Origin of the sequence: Pontibacterium sinense (assembly GCF_015209595.1) — a bacterium.
In the GTDB taxonomy this organism is placed as follows: Bacteria; Pseudomonadota; Gammaproteobacteria; order Pseudomonadales; family Balneatricaceae; genus Pontibacterium; species Pontibacterium sinense.
This window is the reverse complement of record NZ_JADEYS010000008.1, coordinates 85,708-101,730: the sequence shown is the minus strand read 5'-3', so window position 1 is coordinate 101,730 and position 16,023 is coordinate 85,708. Positions and strand designations below refer to the sequence as shown.

Annotated in this window: 16 protein-coding genes and 2 tRNA genes; 5 read left to right on the top strand and 13 right to left on the bottom strand. The window is 50.7% G+C overall.

From position 1 onward, the window contains the following. Window positions 1-105: 105 nt before the first annotated feature. The 3 genes from tcdA to IOQ59_RS09710 are packed head-to-tail and all read right to left on the bottom strand — an operon-like array spanning window position 106 to window position 1,915. Window positions 106-900: a tRNA cyclic N6-threonylcarbamoyladenosine(37) synthase TcdA gene (tcdA, locus tag IOQ59_RS09720; protein ID WP_193953088.1), complete on the bottom strand. Its 795-nt coding sequence runs from the start codon at window positions 898-900 to the stop codon at window positions 106-108. Between the two features lie 30 nt (window positions 901-930). Next, window positions 931-1,143: a hypothetical protein gene (locus tag IOQ59_RS09715; protein ID WP_193953087.1), complete on the bottom strand. Its 213-nt coding sequence runs from the start codon at window positions 1,141-1,143 to the stop codon at window positions 931-933. A 46-nt stretch (window positions 1,144-1,189) separates the two neighbouring features. Beyond that, window positions 1,190-1,915: a TIGR01621 family pseudouridine synthase gene (locus IOQ59_RS09710; RefSeq protein WP_193953086.1), complete on the bottom strand. Its 726-nt coding sequence runs from the start codon at window positions 1,913-1,915 to the stop codon at window positions 1,190-1,192. A 174-nt stretch (window positions 1,916-2,089) separates the two neighbouring features. On the opposite strand from IOQ59_RS09710, the gene IOQ59_RS09705 reads away from it, so the two are divergent. Continuing rightward, window positions 2,090-3,724: a VRR-NUC domain-containing protein gene (locus IOQ59_RS09705; protein ID WP_193953085.1), complete on the top strand. Its 1,635-nt coding sequence runs from the start codon at window positions 2,090-2,092 to the stop codon at window positions 3,722-3,724. A 74-nt stretch (window positions 3,725-3,798) separates the two neighbouring features. After that, complete coding sequence (locus IOQ59_RS09700) at window positions 3,799-5,007, top strand: amino acid aminotransferase (RefSeq protein ID WP_193953084.1); 1,209 nt, start codon at window positions 3,799-3,801, stop codon at window positions 5,005-5,007. 10 nt (window positions 5,008-5,017) lie between these two features. Here IOQ59_RS09700 and hda read toward each other — a convergent pair whose 3' ends face one another. From hda to IOQ59_RS09685, 3 genes are read right to left on the bottom strand one after another with little or no spacing between them, the layout of a single operon-like run. Beyond that, the gene (gene hda, locus IOQ59_RS09695) at window positions 5,018-5,722 is read right to left on the bottom strand and encodes a DnaA regulatory inactivator Hda (protein WP_193953083.1); all 705 of its coding nucleotides are present in this window, start codon (window positions 5,720-5,722) and stop codon (window positions 5,018-5,020) included. Beyond that, on the bottom strand, window positions 5,723-6,805 hold the full coding sequence (locus IOQ59_RS09690) for an AI-2E family transporter (RefSeq protein ID WP_307727000.1): 1,083 nt from the start codon (window positions 6,803-6,805) through the stop codon (window positions 5,723-5,725). Window positions 6,806-6,809: 4 nt separating this feature from the next. Continuing rightward, window positions 6,810-7,874: a DUF2066 domain-containing protein gene (locus tag IOQ59_RS09685; RefSeq protein WP_193953082.1), complete on the bottom strand. Its 1,065-nt coding sequence runs from the start codon at window positions 7,872-7,874 to the stop codon at window positions 6,810-6,812. Window positions 7,875-8,014: 140 nt separating this feature from the next. Between IOQ59_RS09685 and purM the strand changes: the two genes are divergently transcribed. From purM to IOQ59_RS09670, 3 genes are read left to right on the top strand one after another with little or no spacing between them, the layout of a single operon-like run. After that, window positions 8,015-9,073 (top strand): phosphoribosylformylglycinamidine cyclo-ligase, encoded by a 1,059-nt coding sequence (gene purM / locus IOQ59_RS09680; protein WP_193953081.1) that lies wholly within the window; start codon window positions 8,015-8,017, stop codon window positions 9,071-9,073. A 3-nt stretch (window positions 9,074-9,076) separates the two neighbouring features. Then, complete coding sequence (gene purN / locus IOQ59_RS09675; protein WP_193953080.1) at window positions 9,077-9,724, top strand: phosphoribosylglycinamide formyltransferase; 648 nt, start codon at window positions 9,077-9,079, stop codon at window positions 9,722-9,724. A gap of 28 nt (window positions 9,725-9,752) precedes the next feature. Continuing rightward, window positions 9,753-10,484 (top strand): DUF3108 domain-containing protein, encoded by a 732-nt coding sequence (locus IOQ59_RS09670; protein ID WP_193953079.1) that lies wholly within the window; start codon window positions 9,753-9,755, stop codon window positions 10,482-10,484. 200 nt (window positions 10,485-10,684) lie between these two features. Here IOQ59_RS09670 and IOQ59_RS09665 read toward each other — a convergent pair. The 7 genes from IOQ59_RS09665 to gltX all read right to left on the bottom strand — a co-directional run bounded on the left by IOQ59_RS09665 (window position 10,685) and on the right by gltX (window position 15,948). Further along, window positions 10,685-10,760, bottom strand: a tRNA-Glu gene (locus tag IOQ59_RS09665). A gap of 179 nt (window positions 10,761-10,939) precedes the next feature. Next, window positions 10,940-12,064, bottom strand: coding sequence for a molybdenum ABC transporter ATP-binding protein (gene modC / locus IOQ59_RS09660; RefSeq protein ID WP_371871851.1), 1,125 nt, complete (start codon window positions 12,062-12,064; stop codon window positions 10,940-10,942). Between the two features lie 2 nt (window positions 12,065-12,066). Next, window positions 12,067-12,741 carry a molybdate ABC transporter permease subunit gene (gene modB / locus IOQ59_RS09655; protein WP_193953078.1) on the bottom strand — a complete coding sequence of 225 codons (675 nt, stop codon included), beginning with the start codon at window positions 12,739-12,741 and terminating at the stop codon, window positions 12,067-12,069. A 30-nt stretch (window positions 12,742-12,771) separates the two neighbouring features. Continuing rightward, window positions 12,772-13,539, bottom strand: coding sequence for a molybdate ABC transporter substrate-binding protein (gene modA / locus IOQ59_RS09650; RefSeq protein WP_193953077.1), 768 nt, complete (start codon window positions 13,537-13,539; stop codon window positions 12,772-12,774). 127 nt (window positions 13,540-13,666) lie between these two features. Further along, on the bottom strand, window positions 13,667-14,050 hold the full coding sequence (locus tag IOQ59_RS09645) for a winged helix-turn-helix domain-containing protein (protein ID WP_193953076.1): 384 nt from the start codon (window positions 14,048-14,050) through the stop codon (window positions 13,667-13,669). Between the two features lie 164 nt (window positions 14,051-14,214). Continuing rightward, window positions 14,215-14,290 (bottom strand) — tRNA-Ala (locus IOQ59_RS09640). A gap of 158 nt (window positions 14,291-14,448) precedes the next feature. After that, on the bottom strand, window positions 14,449-15,948 hold the full coding sequence (gltX, locus tag IOQ59_RS09635) for a glutamate--tRNA ligase (protein ID WP_193953075.1): 1,500 nt from the start codon (window positions 15,946-15,948) through the stop codon (window positions 14,449-14,451). Between the last annotated feature and the right edge of the window lie 75 nt (window positions 15,949-16,023).

Genomic DNA, 16,023 nt, shown 5'->3' with positions numbered 1-16,023 from the left:
ATCTCAGGCCAGATTGCTAACTGGTTGAGCTAAAAAGGGAAAATTTCAGAAGGGATTCAAACAAGTGTTTGGGAACGGCAACGCACTGCCGTTCCCTTGGCGGCATTAGAGCTTGCCTTGCCGTTCGGCCCGCTCAACAAGCTTTTTCAGTACACGAGACACGGCAACAAAGCCGAATGTTGCGGTAACGCAAGTCGCCGCACCAAAGCCACCTGCACAGTCCAGTCGGGTGTTCCCGTCATTCGTCGTCTTATACTGACAAACCGAACCATCCGCTTGTGGATAAACCAACTGTTCGGAGGAATACACACACTCAACAGCAAAGCGACGACCGCTTTTACTAAAGCCATAGTGGCGACGTAGAAACGAACGCACGTTCGCCGCCAATGGATCGTGAGAGGTTTTAGACAGGTCGAGGACACCCACTTTTGTCGGATCAGTCTGCCCTCCAGCTCCCCCGATAGTGACAACAGGGATCTTACGAAGGCTACAAAGTGCAATCAACGCGGCTTTCTCCTTCGCGCTGTCGATCGCATCCACCACATAATCGAACTCATCGGTAATCAATTCACGAATATTGTCACGGGTGATGAAATCTTCGACCTCATTCACCTGACACTCCGGATTGATCAGCCTCATCCGCTCCGCCATCGCCTCGACCTTCGAACGGCCAATATTGCCATCCAGTGCGTGGATCTGCCGGTTAGTATTGGTGATACAGATATCGTCCAGGTCAATCAGGGTGATCTTACCAATTGCGGTACGCGCCAGCGCTTCGGCCACCCAGGACCCTACGCCACCAATACCGATCACACACACATGGGAACGACGATAAAGCTCGGTAGCATCCTGCCCATATAAGCGGCGGGTGCCTCCAAATCGATTGTCAAAATCGGACACGTTTAGTTCAGCTCTTCTACAAGGGATCGATCAGAAATCGTCTTCTGTCAGCTCAGTCAGGATAAGCTGGCCACAGCGGTTACACTTGCCTTCGATAAAGACGGTGTCATTGAGTTCATACTCAACTGGCTCACGCATGCCAAGGTTCACTTCCATGCAGCTGTCACACCACGTCTGTTCCAGAAATGCTTTCTGCTCGTCTTCATCACGGGCAAAAAAATCACGCTCGATGCGCTCGCTCATAGCCTTCACTCCGGCACGCTGTAAAAAGCGCACATCATACTGCGAACTACGAACTGCTACCAGTATCGCTGCCGTTCGGTAGATGCTGCTGAATACGCGGCCACGACAAGGTCCAGGGCTTAGCAAAATGGGTGTTGATTAGCGCACAGCACTCCGCATCAAATAATTCACCGACTTCAGGCATCACGGTAAAACGATGCTGCTCACCCGCGAACGGAAAGCTCAAACTATACGCATGCAGGTACGTGCGATCAGACTGCGCTTCATTTTTTTCATGGTAGAGCGGATCACCGATAATTGGCGCACCAACACTCTTCAACGCCACACGGATCTGATGGGTTTTCCCGGTCAGCGGACGCAATAGAAACAGACGTACTCCGGGCTTTAGCGACTGGCTGAAAAACTGCGTCACCGCCGGGCGAATCTGAGTTTTAGCCAGACGCCACGCGCCGCGACGTGCACGGGTCATATCCCCAACAATCGCGCCCTGCTTTTTCTTCGGCTTCTTGTCCGATAGTGCCAGATAGAACTTCTCCACCTGATGTTCACTGAACGCGCGCGATAGCTCGGAAGCCGCCGCATGGTGACGGGCAAACAGCATCAATCCCGACGTGACCTTATCTAATCGGTGCACCGGCATCAGTTCACTGTAGCCCTGATCCGCTTTGATCTGCATCGCTAATCCGCTGTCTTCCTGATCTTTATGCACCGAAAAACCGGGCATTTTATCGATCAGTACAAAGTCTTCGTTTTCAGCAACGATGCTATACATAGATCTGGCCTCAAAAAAGGGAGGATCTTGCGTGAGCAGGACCATAATTGCAATCAACTCTCCAATCGAGTGCAGCCCTACCTCCTTTAGAGTGCAAGTTTAGTCTTCGATATCCCCGACCGCTCGAGGATTACGTACAATAAGTCTGAATTCCAATGATCGAGAATCGAAAAATTGGCCCAGAACCTCAGCAACGACGTCGATCCACTCTACTACCTGCATAATTTTAATCAGCTGATGGAAACCATCAGTACGTTGCATCTCGACCTGTTACGCCCGCAGGATCTTAAGTTTCTGGAGCACTATCGCCAGCTGGAGACAGATGCCCAACAACTCTATGTACGTTTGATCTGTCGCCGAGCAAATTTTTTTCGTCTCGACAAACTGACCTACCCCGAAATCGGCTCGCTGGACAATGCAACAGACCTGCTGTCGGAACATGAATTACTGAAGATGAATCCCAACCTGACGGCGATCGACATCAGCAACCTGTTAACCGCCAAAGAACTGAAAGCAGCCCTTCAGATAAAAGGTTCGCCCACTAAGTCAGCACTGACAGATACATTGATTTCAGAACTGGGCGATACCGCTGTCGAACACTCAGTTTGGCAACGCTTTATACCTGTTCCGGTCCTTTTCCCGCACTATCGCGACAGTTTAGAACGCTTTCGCCTGATCTACTTTGGCAATCTCTATCAGGACCTGTCTCAGTTTGTGGTCAGCGATCTAGGGATTATGCAATTTGAAAACTATCCGCTCGATCAGAACACCCGCGCGTTTAACCGCACAGAAGATGTCGACCGATATCTGTTATTCGATCAAATCAATCAGCAGTTGGAAGATGCAGTACTGCCCAATGATGAGCAACTAAAGATTCTGCTCTGCCCTATGTATAACCAACGACTGGAGCTGAAACGCAATCGACTGATTAAAGCCGTTGGCCAACAGCTGGAGCGCAATAAAAACCTCTCCGCAGCAGCCGAACTGTATGCTTCAGCATCCCTGCCACCCAATCGAGAACGCCATGTCCGCACACTCTTCAATCAACAGTTGTTTGAGCAGGCCTTAGACCACTGTCATCAGTTGGCGGAACAGCCTCTGAGTGCCGATGAAGAGATGTTCTGCAAGAGCTTTACACCAAGGATTCTACGTAAACTGGGTGGACCCGTGGTGCGTCGTCCTACTGAGCAATTTAACAGTGAACAACTGGTTCTGGATGACGATGGACAACGGGTAGAGCTGCAAGTTATCACTCACTACCGAGCATTAGGCTACGACGGTATCTGGTGTGAAAACGAACTGTTTAATACGCTGTTTGGACTGCTGTTCTGGCAGCAGATTTTTGCCCCGCTGGAAGGTGCCTTCAGCCACCCCTATCAACAGGCCCCATTGGATTTTAACAGTCCTGCATTCAGCCAGCGTCGACACCGGCTCTTCCAGAATCGGCTCCAGCAACTGCACAAGGTTAACCTTCTGGAGGAAATCGCCGGTCAATACTCAGAACATCTAGGGATCGCCAACCCCTTTATCAACTGGAAGCGCTGCGATCCAGCTCACATCAGCCTCCTCTGCCAGCGTATCCCACAGCATAAGCTGCTGATGATTATGGAGAAAATTTGCTTTGATCCTCAGGCTTATCGTTCCGGATTTCCCGACCTGTTCCTATGGCATTCCGCTAGTGATGATTACTTGTTAGTCGAAGTAAAAGGCCCTGGCGACCAACTGCAAAACTCTCAAAAACGCTGGCTGCGCCTGTTCGACTCCTTTGGAATCCAGTATCAGATCAGCTGGGTTACGCGTCCTACCTAAATATCTAGACCTCTCAAGTACGTCTGATGGTCTAAGCTGACAGAGAGTAGACAGACCACAAGGGAGGTCTTGTTATGCTGCAATCGATAGACGTAGGCCCAACCGATCCGATTCTGATGCTACTGGCGCAATATCATGCCGACCCAAACCCTGAGAAAATCGATCTGGGGATAGGCGTGTACCGCGACCATAAAGGTCGCACACCGATTCTCAAGGCGGTTAAGCAAGCAGAAGCACATTTACTCAAACACGAACAGAGCAAAGCGTATCTTGGACCCGCCGGTGATCCCACATTTAATACGTTAGTGACCAAACTACTGCTTGACGATCAGCTGACACGGGAACCCGCACTGTCTGAAACGCTCTGTACCCTTCAAACACCTGGCGGCACTGGCGCACTCCGTGTTGCAGGCGATCTAATCGCACACGCCAATCCGCATGCGACACTTTGGCTTTCCAATCCGCCATGGGTAACACACCGACCTATTTTTAGTTCAGCAGGACTCCAGCTGGGCTACTACCGTTATTTTGATCCCATCAAACGCAGTCTCGATTTCGAAGGGATGAAAGAGGATCTGCGCGATGCAGCACCCGGAGATGTTGTGGTCATCCAGGTTGCGGGTCATAACCCATGCGGCTGTGATTTGAATTTGCAGCAATGGGAGGAGCTATCTTCCCTGATGCTTGATCTGAACCTGACACCCCTGCTTGATCTGGCTTATCACGGGTTATGTACCGGTTTAGAAAGTGACTTGTTGGGCCTGCGCGTGATTCAACGCCATCATCAAGAGTGGTTACTTACCTACTCCGCATCCAAGACGTTTGGTATTTACTTCGAACGTACCGGCGCGCTGATCATTCATTGCAAAGACAAGGCGGTCACCCAGGATGTCAGACAGGAAGCGCTGAACCTGATCTGCGGGAACTACTACATGCCACCGGGACATGGTGCGTCGATCGTCACCACCATTTTGGAAAGCGAAGAGCTGAATCAGCAATGGCGTAAAGAACTGAACAAAGCCCGGTTGCGGATCAGTGATTGCCGCAAACTACTCACAGATTCCCTTAACGGCACCACTGCATGGCACTATCGTTTTTTAAACCATCAGAGAGGGATGTTCAGTTATTTGGGCCTGTCAGAGACTCAATTGTCAGAGCTACGCGAGCAACATTCGTTGTACATCGGCACGGGTGGACGCATCAATGTAGCGGGGATAAACGAGAAAAATGTAGGACGGGTCTGTGAAGCCTTAAAAGCAGTTCAGCGCCAAACCGGAGGCTAAAGGACGGGCGTTACATTCCCGTCACTTCTTTCACAAAAGGAATAGTAACTTTACGCTTTGCGCTCAGCGAAGCCTGATCAAGCTTGTCCAAAAGGTCGAACAGATCACGCATCTCATGACTGGAATGGGAAAACAAGAACTTCACCACATCCTCTGTCAGTTCAATACCCCGGGCAGCAGCACGTTTCACAAACACATCGCGGCGATATTCATCCGCAAGGGAGTGAATCTGACAGGTGATTCCCCAATTGAGCCGGGATTCGAGATCAGGCAGTTTTACCCCCAGCTGTTTTGGTGCTCCAACCGCAGCCATTACTAAGTGGTGGTTTTCCTGACGCATTCGATTAAAGAAATGAAACAGCCCCTCTTCCCACTTTGCGTCACCGATAACCGCCTGAACGTTGTCCAGACAGACCAGATCAAGGCGCTCCATTCCCGCCAAAACCTCAGGGCCCATTAGCTCCAGTTCATCGAGCGGCAAATAGGCAGCACTGCGCTTTAAATCCTGGGCTTTATAGTAGGATGCTTGCAGAAGATGGGTGCAACCAACACCTTCATCTCCCCAGATGTAGAGAAACGGCTCCCCTTCACCACGAGCGGCAGCTTTAAGCGTGGCGCAAGCCAGCTCATTGCCCTGTGGGTCGTAGTTTTCAAACCGCGCATCGTCACGCAGGCTGACACTTAAAGGGATCTGAAACGGAATATGACTGTTCATTTATGAGATCGAACTATCCTCGGGCTTCTCATGGGTATAAAGACTGCTTCCTTTATAACCTTCATGCAGATGGCGTAGCAACACCATAATCACTGCGGCTACCGGCAAAGCCAGCAACACACCCACAAACCCAAACAACTGCCCCCCTGCCATAATGGCAAAGATAACAGCAACCGGATGTAAACCAATTTTATCACCAACCAGCAACGGTGTTAGCAACATCCCTTCAAGCGCCTGCCCAATGGCAAACACCAGTCCAACCCATAGCAATACTGTTGGATCGCTAAACTGAATCAGGGCTGCAATCACCGCAGCAGCGATACCGATTATAAACCCCATATAGGGAACGATACTCGCGAGGCCCGCCAGCATACCAATAAGCAGCGCGAGATCAAGTCCTACAATCCAAAGGCCTATCGCATACACCACGCCAAGAGCAAACATCACCAGCAACTGGCCCTTCATAAAGGCCCCCAGCACTTCATCGCATTCGTTCGCCCACAACGATACTCTGGGTTCAACATTACGCGGTAAGAGGCGCTGAATTTTATCCATCATGACATCCCAGTCTCGAAGTAGATAAAACGTAACCACCGGAATCAGCACTAAATTAGCTACCCAACCCGCCAGCGCCAACCCCGAACGGGTAATCCCTGCGGCGATCTGAGCCATGATATCCCCGGTCTTTTGCCAATCCTTCAGAATCAGCTGTTTGAGCATATTCATGTCTATAGCAGCGGGATCAATTCCCAGATTCACCTGTAGCCAAGGCAAAAAACGGTTCTCAACAAGCTGGAAGACTTCGGGAATTTGCTGCACCAGCACCTGAATCTGCCGGCCTAAGTTAGGTAGAAACAACAGGAAAACAGCGGTCATTAACACGGTCAGAAAAGCAAATACAATCACAACGGATGTGGTACGCGAACAGCCCCAATTCTCCAGACGATCCGCCATCGGATCGCACAAGTATGCGAGTAGCGCCCCGGCCAGAAAAGGCGTCAGTATCGGAGCCAATAGGTAAACGCTGCCACAAAGGACGAGCGACACCACCAGAAAGAACCAACGTTGTGATCCGGTCAGCATGCTTCTATCTCAACCAGCGATAATTCAGCGTCAGGCCTGTCAGATCCTGACCGACACTCTCGGTCGGCACCAACTGCGGCTGCAAACCAAGTGCATGTTCAAATTGCTCAAGATTTCCATCCAGCTCAATCATCAGCTCTAGTGTGTTTTCCTGCATCATTACGGTGTGTACCGCCGTCACCGCAGTAATCGACTTCATATAATCAACGATATCAATATAGTCGGACAGCGTGTTAACGCTACTGATCCGCACGGCCAGCCCTTCCAGCCGATAACTGAAGCCACTGCCTTTCAGTGCCGCAAACAGTTTATCTGCGGTCTGATCCATGACCTCTGGAATTTCACTGTTCAGCGATCCATTACCAGAGAACCGTTGCGGCTTACCTCCTTGTAACAGCAACCACTCATAACGCCAGTTACCCGAAGAGGTTTGAATCATGCGCCCCGCCAGCACGGCATCAGCACGGTAGCGTGCCGACGCATCCTGAATGGAAGAATCAAACAGCCCCCATAGGTCACTCACCGGCAACGCACGCTGATCTGAAAGATCCAACAAAGGAAGCCTCAAAGGCAATCCACGTTTTGCTGCTGCAGCCTTCACTTTGTCATAAATATAACCATCGGGGGAGACGTAATCCCTCTGCCCACGCTGCTGCGCAGCTAGCCAAACAACAAGAGAGGGCCGCAATGCACCTAAAGGGCGCTCACCTGCAGCCTCCAACATTTGATCGACAGCACGCGAATCAAAATCCAGTCTGAGTATATAGGCAATTTTAGCTTGCCCGTCAGGTTCAATCGCTTGTTGCGCTGCACGGTAACCGAACTGCTGCAACATACGTTTTGCATTACGCGTTCGCTCCAGAATGACCGGTTTAGACAGCACATCACGATTACCGGCGACTTTAACCAGTACATCCTGCAATCCCTGACGTACCTGTTTTAGCGATGGCTCACCAAACTGTCGGGAGACCAACTGCTCGCTGCTATAAAGCTCTTCCGAGGCCACTGCCACTGAAATTGGGCTAATAATGACCAGAAGAAAAAGGAAAAAGACACGAATACTATCCATGAATCGGCTCAAATCACGCGAATCGACTAATTTCGGGCCTAAACTTTATCACATCATGGCCCGGCTACCATCAAGCTGATAGAATACACGCGAAAATTTATCTCCAATTGTCCTCACGCAGGTGAAAGGTTTACTACTCCATGTCTACCGGTTCTGACAACACTTCTCTGAGCTATAAAGATGCTGGCGTTGATATCGACGCTGGTAACGCCCTGATTGATCGTATTAAAGGTGTTGCGAAAAGCACTGCACGCCCTGAAGTTATGGGCGGCCTAGGTGGCTTTGGCGCACTGTGCCGCATCCCACAGGGTTATAAAAAGCCGGTACTGGTTTCCGGTACAGACGGCGTAGGAACTAAGCTTCGTCTGGCAATGGATCTGCAGAAACATGACACTATCGGTATCGATCTGGTAGCGATGTGTGTAAATGATCTGATTGTTGCAGGTGCTGAGCCCCTGTTCTTCCTTGATTACTACGCAACTGGCGCACTGAACATCGATACGGCGGCAGACGTTGTTACCGGCATCGGTAAAGGCTGCGAACTGGCAGGCGCTGCACTGGTTGGTGGTGAAACCGCTGAAATGCCGGGCATGTATGAAGGCGAAGATTACGATCTGGCAGGTTTCTGTACTGGCGTTGTTGAAGAAGATGACATCATCGACGGCTCCAACGTTAAGGTCGGCGACACGCTGATTGGCCTCGCTTCTTCCGGTCCTCACTCCAACGGTTACTCTCTGATCCGCAAGATCATCGAAGTACGCGGCGCAGACCTGAACGAAACCATCGACGGCAAGCCTCTGGCTGACGCTTTGATGGAGCCAACCCGCATCTACGTGAAGTCTCTGCTGAAACTGATCAAAGAAAGCCAGGTTAATGCACTGTCCCACATTACCGGTGGTGGCCTGCTGGAAAACATCCCCCGCGTTCTGCCTGAAAGCGCTAAAGCAGTTATCGATCTGGATTCCTGGCAGCTGCCAGGCGTATTCCAGTGGCTGCAGGCTCAAGGCAATGTAGAGAAAACCGAAATGTACCGCACCTTTAACTGCGGTGTAGGCATGGTTATCTGTGTACCTGCTGATGCAGCTGACAACGCACTGAACCTGCTGAAAGATGCCGGCGAAGAAGCTTGGGTTATCGGTACTATCGAAAACGCAGCAGACGGCGAAGAACAGGTTGAACTGCGCGGTTCCGAGGCGTAATTGATGTCTAAACGGATCGTTGTCCTGATCTCTGGCAGCGGTTCAAATCTTCAGGCAATCATTGATGCGACCCAGAGCGGCCGCATCAATGGTGACGTGGTAGCAGTACTGAGCAACAAAGCTGATGTTTTCGGCCTTGAGCGTGCTGCAAATGCCAATATCGCCACCGAAGTACTGAACCACAAAGCCTTTGATTCCCGTGAAAGCTTTGATGCAGCTATGATGCAGCTGATCGATGGCCACACACCCGATCTGATCGTGTTGGCAGGATTTATGCGCATTCTGACACCAGAATTCGTGCGCCACTACGAGGGTCGGATGCTCAACATTCACCCATCCCTACTGCCTAAGTACAAAGGCCTGCACACTCATCAGCGCGCTTTAGACGCAGGCGATACCGAGCATGGCTGTACCGTACACTTTGTCACCGAAGAGCTGGATGGCGGCCCGTCGCTTGTTCAGGGGCGAGTCAGCATAGACCCGGATGATAGTAGTGAAAGCTTGCAGCAGAAAGTACATGTGCGCGAGCATCAGATCTACCCGCTCGCTGTGGAGTGGTTTTGCGCTGAACGCGCCAGCTGGAGCAGCGAAGGCGTTGTCTTCGATGGCCAGGTAGCGCCCGCCGAAGGCATTCAATTCAAGCCGGAATAACAGCAAGCACCAACACAAGGAAAGCACCATGAAGAAGACGATCAACACTCTGCTGACCACATCTCTGACAGCAATGATCATCTCAACTCCGCATGCTCTAGCTGCGGACACTGGTGCACTCAAAGCCTTCCATGCGACTTACCAAGTGGTATCGGAAGGCTCTATTTCCATGAAGGGCGTAAGCGAACGTGTCCTTAGCCAGAATGCCGACAATAAGTGGCTGCTAAAATCCCGCGCTTCAGCACTCTTTGCCAGCATTGAAGAATCCAGCCTGTTCTCCCTCAACCAGAACCAGATCACACCACATCAATATCTGTACAACCGCAAAGTACTGGGTAAAACCCGCAAAGCCAATCTCAGCTTTGACTGGCAAACCCAAACGGTAACGAATGATGTGAACAACAAACCCTGGAAGATGGATATTCAGCCGGGCGTTATGGATAAGCTGAGCTATCAACTACAACTCCAGTCGGACGTAGCCGCAGGCAAAAAGAAATTCAGTTACAACGTAGCAGATGGCGGGCGACTGAAAAATTATAACTTCGCCGTAAAAGGCAAAGAGACCATTAACACTCCCGCAGGCAACTTCAACGCCGTACGCGTTGAACGCATCTACACTGAAGCCAAAGACCGCCAGACGCTCATCTGGTTTGCGCCAGCGCTGGACTATCAAATGGTTAAACTTTACCGCCAGGAGAAAAAAGACAAAATTTTCTCTCTGGAGCTAAAGACATCTAACCAAAAGACACACAAGCCTTAACCTTAGCCTCCCCTGCCAACACAACAGGACTTAGGAGCAACAACGCTGCTTCCCTGAGTTATCCACACCTACCTCACACCCTCTCGCATTGTGAAAAATAGCAAGCACAACGAAAGATAAGCACATCGAGATAAATTCTGCGCACAGGAAACTAACAATATGAATTAATGTTTGATTTTGCTCAGAATAAGCAGAAGAAATGGCGTCCCATAGGGGGTTCGAACCCCTGTTACCGCCGTGAAAGGGCGGTGTCCTAGGCCACTAGACGAATGGGACGCATAAAACTCTTTCGAGTCAGATGCTTCGGATGATTTTTAAAAAACTGAATTTAAATCAGCTAGTTACAAATCAACCCGCTGTAAAAATCAGCGTATTGCCTGAAGACGCGCGTATAATACCGCAGGCAGATTTGATGTCAACACTCTTTCTTTCAGTTTTTTGACATCCCTTAACATCTATTCCAGCACAGCAACAGATTTCACCTGAACCCAAGCGCTTTTACCGGGCACCAGTTGCAACTTATCCACCGAACGCGCTGTAAGCCGAGCCAACATGGATGTACAACCCAGAGCCTCTCCCTCAGCGGCATTCAAATCCAGCTTTACCATCACAGCACCCGGGCGATCATTTTCACTGACAGACTCCACCACCGCAGGAAGCACATTCAACATACTCTGATCTTCATGCTTACTCAGCGCCACACTGACATCACGCGCCAACACCCGCAAGCGTATTGGCTGATCAAGTTGAAAACCTTCATTTGGCAACCACAGCTCTCCACCTGGAAAGCTTGCACAACACAGATGCCACTCATCATCCAACTCAGACACTGTGGCTTTTAAAACAACGCCTGCATTCTCACCCAATTTAACCGGGAGATCCAAACTTGCCAGCGTCTCACTCAACTCACCAGAAGCCACGACCCTGCCAGCGTCCAACACCACCAGATGATCCGCCAGCCTAGCCACCTCTTCCGGTGAATGCGTCACGTATAACACAGGAATCGACAGCACCTCATGCAGCCGCTCAAGGTACGGCATAATCTCCTGCTTACTATTGTGATCCAGCGCTGACAGCGGCTCATCCATCAACAGCAAGCGCGGGCTGGTTAGCAAAGCTCGCGCGATGGCAACACGCTGACGCTCACCACCAGACAACTTATCCGGCATACGAGTCAGCATCTCTCCCAAGCCAAGCCAAGCAACTGCCTGTTCAAACGTTACCTGACGCTCCCCTTCAGGCACTCTTCGATAGCCATATTCAAGGTTCCGCCTCACCGACAGGTGAGGAAAAAGACTTGCTTCCTGAAAGACATAAGCAAGAGGGCGCTTGTGAACAGGCAGAAAGAAACCAGCCGACTGCCAGCACTCACCGTTGATTTTCAGATCACCCTTCGCTTGATGCAGTCCCGCAATGCAACGTAACAGGGTCGTCTTTCCGGACCCGGAATGACCAAACAGCGCAGTAACCCCTTTGGCTGGCAACCAAAGATTCACATCCAGAGAAAAGGCCTCCAGCTCAGTCTTGAAACACGCAAAGATAGCGCTTTCTTTCTGGCCAACACCCTCTGAGGAATTCACAACTAACGCACTCCTTTGTTGAGGCGACCGTTAATCAGATACAACGTGAGCAAAATAACGAAAGAAAAGAGCAGCATCCCGCCCGCTAGAAGATGTGCCTGATCGTATTCCAGCGTTTCCACATGATCATAGATCGCCACAGACAACACCTTCGTCTCCCCCGGTATATTGCCACCGATCATCAACACCACACCAAACTCCCCAATCGTATGGGCAAAAGCCAGAACAGCAGCGGTCATAAATCCAGGGCGCGCCAGCGGTACGGCAACCGTCATAAATCGATCCCAAGGTGATGCTCTCAGCGTTGCTGCAACTTCCAACATCCTCTCACCCATCGCTTCAAAGGCATTCTGTAGCGGCTGAACAACGAATGGCAGAGAGTAGAAAACCGATGCGACAACCAGACCAGCAAAGGTAAACGGCAGAGTACCCAACCCTAATGATTGGGTTATCTGCCCAACAACACCTTGCGGCCCAAGCAGCAGCAGCAAATAAAAACCCAGAACTGTAGGCGGAAGCACTAAAGGCAGCGCAACCACGGCAGCCACAGGCTGCTTGAGCCAATGCGATGTGCGTGCCAACCACCATGCGATAGGTGTGCCGATGAACATCAGCGTCAGCGTTGTAAAACCCGCCAGCTTCAACGTAAGCCAGACGGGTTGCCAGTCAAACTCCACCCAAAACTCCTAATAAAACGCACGACCCACTCACTTATCAACCACCCCATAACCTGCAGCTTTGATAATACCCTTCGCCTGATCTGATTTAAGGTACGCGTGAAAAGCAATTGCTGCCGGGTTATCTGCACCCGCATGCAGTAATACCGCTTGCTGCTCTATTGATGGAACCTCTTTAGCTGCAGGAATCCATAAACTACCTTGCCCCCCCTGCCAGCCCCTTATCTGAGACAACGCGACAAACCCTAGCTGCGCATTACCTGTAGCCACAAACTGAAACGTCTGGGCGATGGAATCACCTCTAACAACCCGAGTCTTCACGTCTTGCCAAACGTCTACCTGCTGCAGAAACTCTAAAGCCGCTTTACCATAAGGAGCCGTTTTGGGGTTCGCGATCGCCAGACGAGGATATTCATTCTGTTTCAGGTACTCCGCACCACTACTCTGATCAAATAAGCCAGCCTTTGCACTCCATAGAGCCAAACGACCAAACGCATAAGTAAACCCGGAATCAGACACGGCTAACCCTTCACGCAATGCTTTTTGTGGCCTCAAGGTATCGGCTGCCAGAAAAAGCTCAAACGGTGCGCCATTCTGAATCTGCGCATAAAGCTTACCCGTAGAGCCATAACTCACCTTGACCCGATGCCCGCTCTGCTGCTCAAACGGAGGCACCAACTGACGCATCACACTCGTGAAATTTGCAGCAACGGCAACCAATACCTGCTCAGCATGCGCGCTTACGACAGACACCGATAGCGCCACTGCGATCACCGCCTGATAGATCCACCGCTTCATACTCACCCCTTTGCCTGAACCGACAACATGCCAATCACTATACCGTCAAAATTTCGCTATATCCATTCGAACATAACGCTAGACCCACTAAGAAACAAACAGACATGATCGACTGGAACCTATTAGATTACGACACGCTCTGGATGACCATATCTGACAGCTCAGTCATCTCATCACAGAGCGCCAGATTTGCTTCCATTTGCTGATAAAGCACCAGTACACGCCGCCCCAGCTCAGAAACACCCGCCCCACCGCCGCCTTTCCCACCCTGCGCTGTTTCCACCAGCGGAGAAGCAAAACAACGATTCATCGTTTCAACCAACAACCAGGCACGACGGTAGCTCATACCCATACGACGCGCGGCAGCGGAAATGGAACCTGTTTCCTCAATGAGAAGTAACAGTTCAGCTTTACCCGGACCCAACGCGACCTCATCACCGAGCTGTAAGCGCACACGAGGCCTAAGAGAGACGTTTTGATTGGTTTCTGTAGCGTGTCGATCGTTATTCAATGCCAAGACCTGAAAATGAAGTTAAATCGGCTGTGGATAACAATAGCACGACTAACAAATGACAGAAAAATAAAGGGACTATTGATCAGATCACATGAATAGAGCTGAATAGAGCTGAATAAAAAGGAGTGACGTACAGAAAACAAGAAAGGATGTTTTAGGATTGGTGGAGCCTAGCGGGATCGAACCGCTGACCTGTTCGCTGCCAGCGAACCGCTCTCCCAGCTGAGCTAAGGCCCCGTCCTAAAACGAGGTGTATATTAATCACGCCTGACAGCACTGTCAAGCGCTTGATTACAAAAACAGACCGACGATTCTCTTTTACTTTCAAATAGTTATTTCTCACACAAAAAAGGCCCATCGTACGATGAGCCTTTTTATCAAGCAGTAAGGGCTATTTATACACCCAGCGCCTCAGTCAGCGCGCGGAACTCTTTGTCCCACTTCTTCGCCTGCTTCTTAGATGGGCCACCCACCAGGTTCAGCGCACTACGCATACGAGCACGGCTGATATCCGGGCCCAGAATCTCCATCGAATCCATCACCGATACAGTTTGATTGGTACCAGCAATCGCAATAAACAGCGGGAACAGGAAGTCACGCAACTTGAACCCCAGCGCTTCAGATACCTGCTTCAGATTCTGGAACAGACGATCCTTAGACCAATGACGCTCGGAGTCCAGATACCAAACCGTGAATTGAAGAATACGGCTGACATCTTCCTGCTGAAGCGTTTTATGTTCAAAGTGCTCCAACGTCAGGTTTGGCATACCCGACAAGAAGAAACCCGCCAACGGCGCAACATCAGAGAAGGTTTCTACACGCTGCTGAATCAATGGCAGAATCTGCATCAGATATTCTGGGTTTAACCCCCAGTCAACATAACGCTGTGCAAACTCTTCCGGGCTCAGGTCTTCACGCAACCAAGTACCGTTAAGCCAGCTCAGCTTCTCCTGATCAAAGACCGGACCACCCAACGACACACGCTGAATATCAAAGTGATCAATCATCTCCTGACGCGTAAACTTCTCACGCTCATCCGGCATAGACCAGCCCATACGACCCAGATAGTTCAACAACGCTTCCGGCATAAAGCCCATACGCTTGTAGTACAGGATGCTGGTCGGGTTCTTACGCTTGGACAGCTTAGACTTATCCGGGTTACGCAGCAGAGGCATGTGGCACAACTTAGGCATATCCCAGCCGAAGTATTCGTACAGAAGCTTGTGCTTAGGCGCAGAAGAGATCCACTCTTCCCCACGGATAACGTGGGTGATCTCCATCAGGTGATCATCGACAACGTTTGCCAGGTGATAGGTTGGCATACCGTCCGACTTCAGCAGAATCTGGCAATCAACCATACCCCAATCCAGCTCGATCGGACCACGCAACATATCATCGACAACACACGCACCCTCTTCCTCAGGAACACGCATACGCACAACGTACGGCGCACCTTCAGACTGACGACGAGCGACTTCATCTTCAGGCAGGGCCAGATCACTTTCTTTCAGCGCAGTATGCTTACCTGATGCACGACGCGCTTCACGTAGTTCATTCAACTCATCAGCGGTACGGTAACAACAAAAAGCCTTGCCGGAATCCAGCAGCTGCTGCGCGTAATCACCGTAGATATCTTTACGCTCACTCTGACGGTATGGGCCAAACTCACCACCGACATCAGGGCCTTCATCCCACTCCAGACCCAACCAACGCATGGAATCCAAAATAGTCTGTTCAGACTCAGCAGTACTGCGGGTTTGGTCGGTATCCTCGATTCGCAGGATAAATTGCCCCTGATGCTGACGAGCAAACGCCAGGTTAAACAGAGCGATATAGGCAGTACCAACGTGGGGATCACCCGTTGGAGATGGCGCAACACGAGTACGAACAGTCATTGGAGTCCTTGTTGATCGAATGCAAAAAATAGAAAGCGGAGATTATACCTGCAGTCTGTCAGGGGAAAAACTGTT

What these genes read in the sequence shown, in the direction of transcription:
- purN (WP_193953080.1), top strand. Translation starts at nt 9,077, where the DNA reads ATGTCTAAACGGATCGTTGTCCTGATCTCTGGCAGCGGTTCAAATCTT.
- IOQ59_RS09710 (WP_193953086.1), bottom strand. Translation starts at nt 1,915, where the DNA reads ATGTATAGCATCGTTGCTGAAAACGAAGACTTTGTACTGATCGATAAA.
- hda (WP_193953083.1), bottom strand. Translation starts at nt 5,722, where the DNA reads ATGAACAGTCATATTCCGTTTCAGATCCCTTTAAGTGTCAGCCTGCGT.
- IOQ59_RS09690 (WP_307727000.1), bottom strand. Translation starts at nt 6,805, where the DNA reads ATGCTGACCGGATCACAACGTTGGTTCTTTCTGGTGGTGTCGCTCGTC.
- IOQ59_RS09700 (WP_193953084.1), top strand. Translation starts at nt 3,799, where the DNA reads ATGCTGCAATCGATAGACGTAGGCCCAACCGATCCGATTCTGATGCTA.
- purM (WP_193953081.1), top strand. Translation starts at nt 8,015, where the DNA reads ATGTCTACCGGTTCTGACAACACTTCTCTGAGCTATAAAGATGCTGGC.
- gltX (WP_193953075.1), bottom strand. Translation starts at nt 15,948, where the DNA reads ATGACTGTTCGTACTCGTGTTGCGCCATCTCCAACGGGTGATCCCCAC.
- IOQ59_RS09685 (WP_193953082.1), bottom strand. Translation starts at nt 7,874, where the DNA reads ATGGATAGTATTCGTGTCTTTTTCCTTTTTCTTCTGGTCATTATTAGC.
- IOQ59_RS09715 (WP_193953087.1), bottom strand. Translation starts at nt 1,143, where the DNA reads ATGAGCGAGCGCATCGAGCGTGATTTTTTTGCCCGTGATGAAGACGAG.
- IOQ59_RS09670 (WP_193953079.1), top strand. Translation starts at nt 9,753, where the DNA reads ATGAAGAAGACGATCAACACTCTGCTGACCACATCTCTGACAGCAATG.
- modA (WP_193953077.1), bottom strand. Translation starts at nt 13,539, where the DNA reads ATGAAGCGGTGGATCTATCAGGCGGTGATCGCAGTGGCGCTATCGGTG.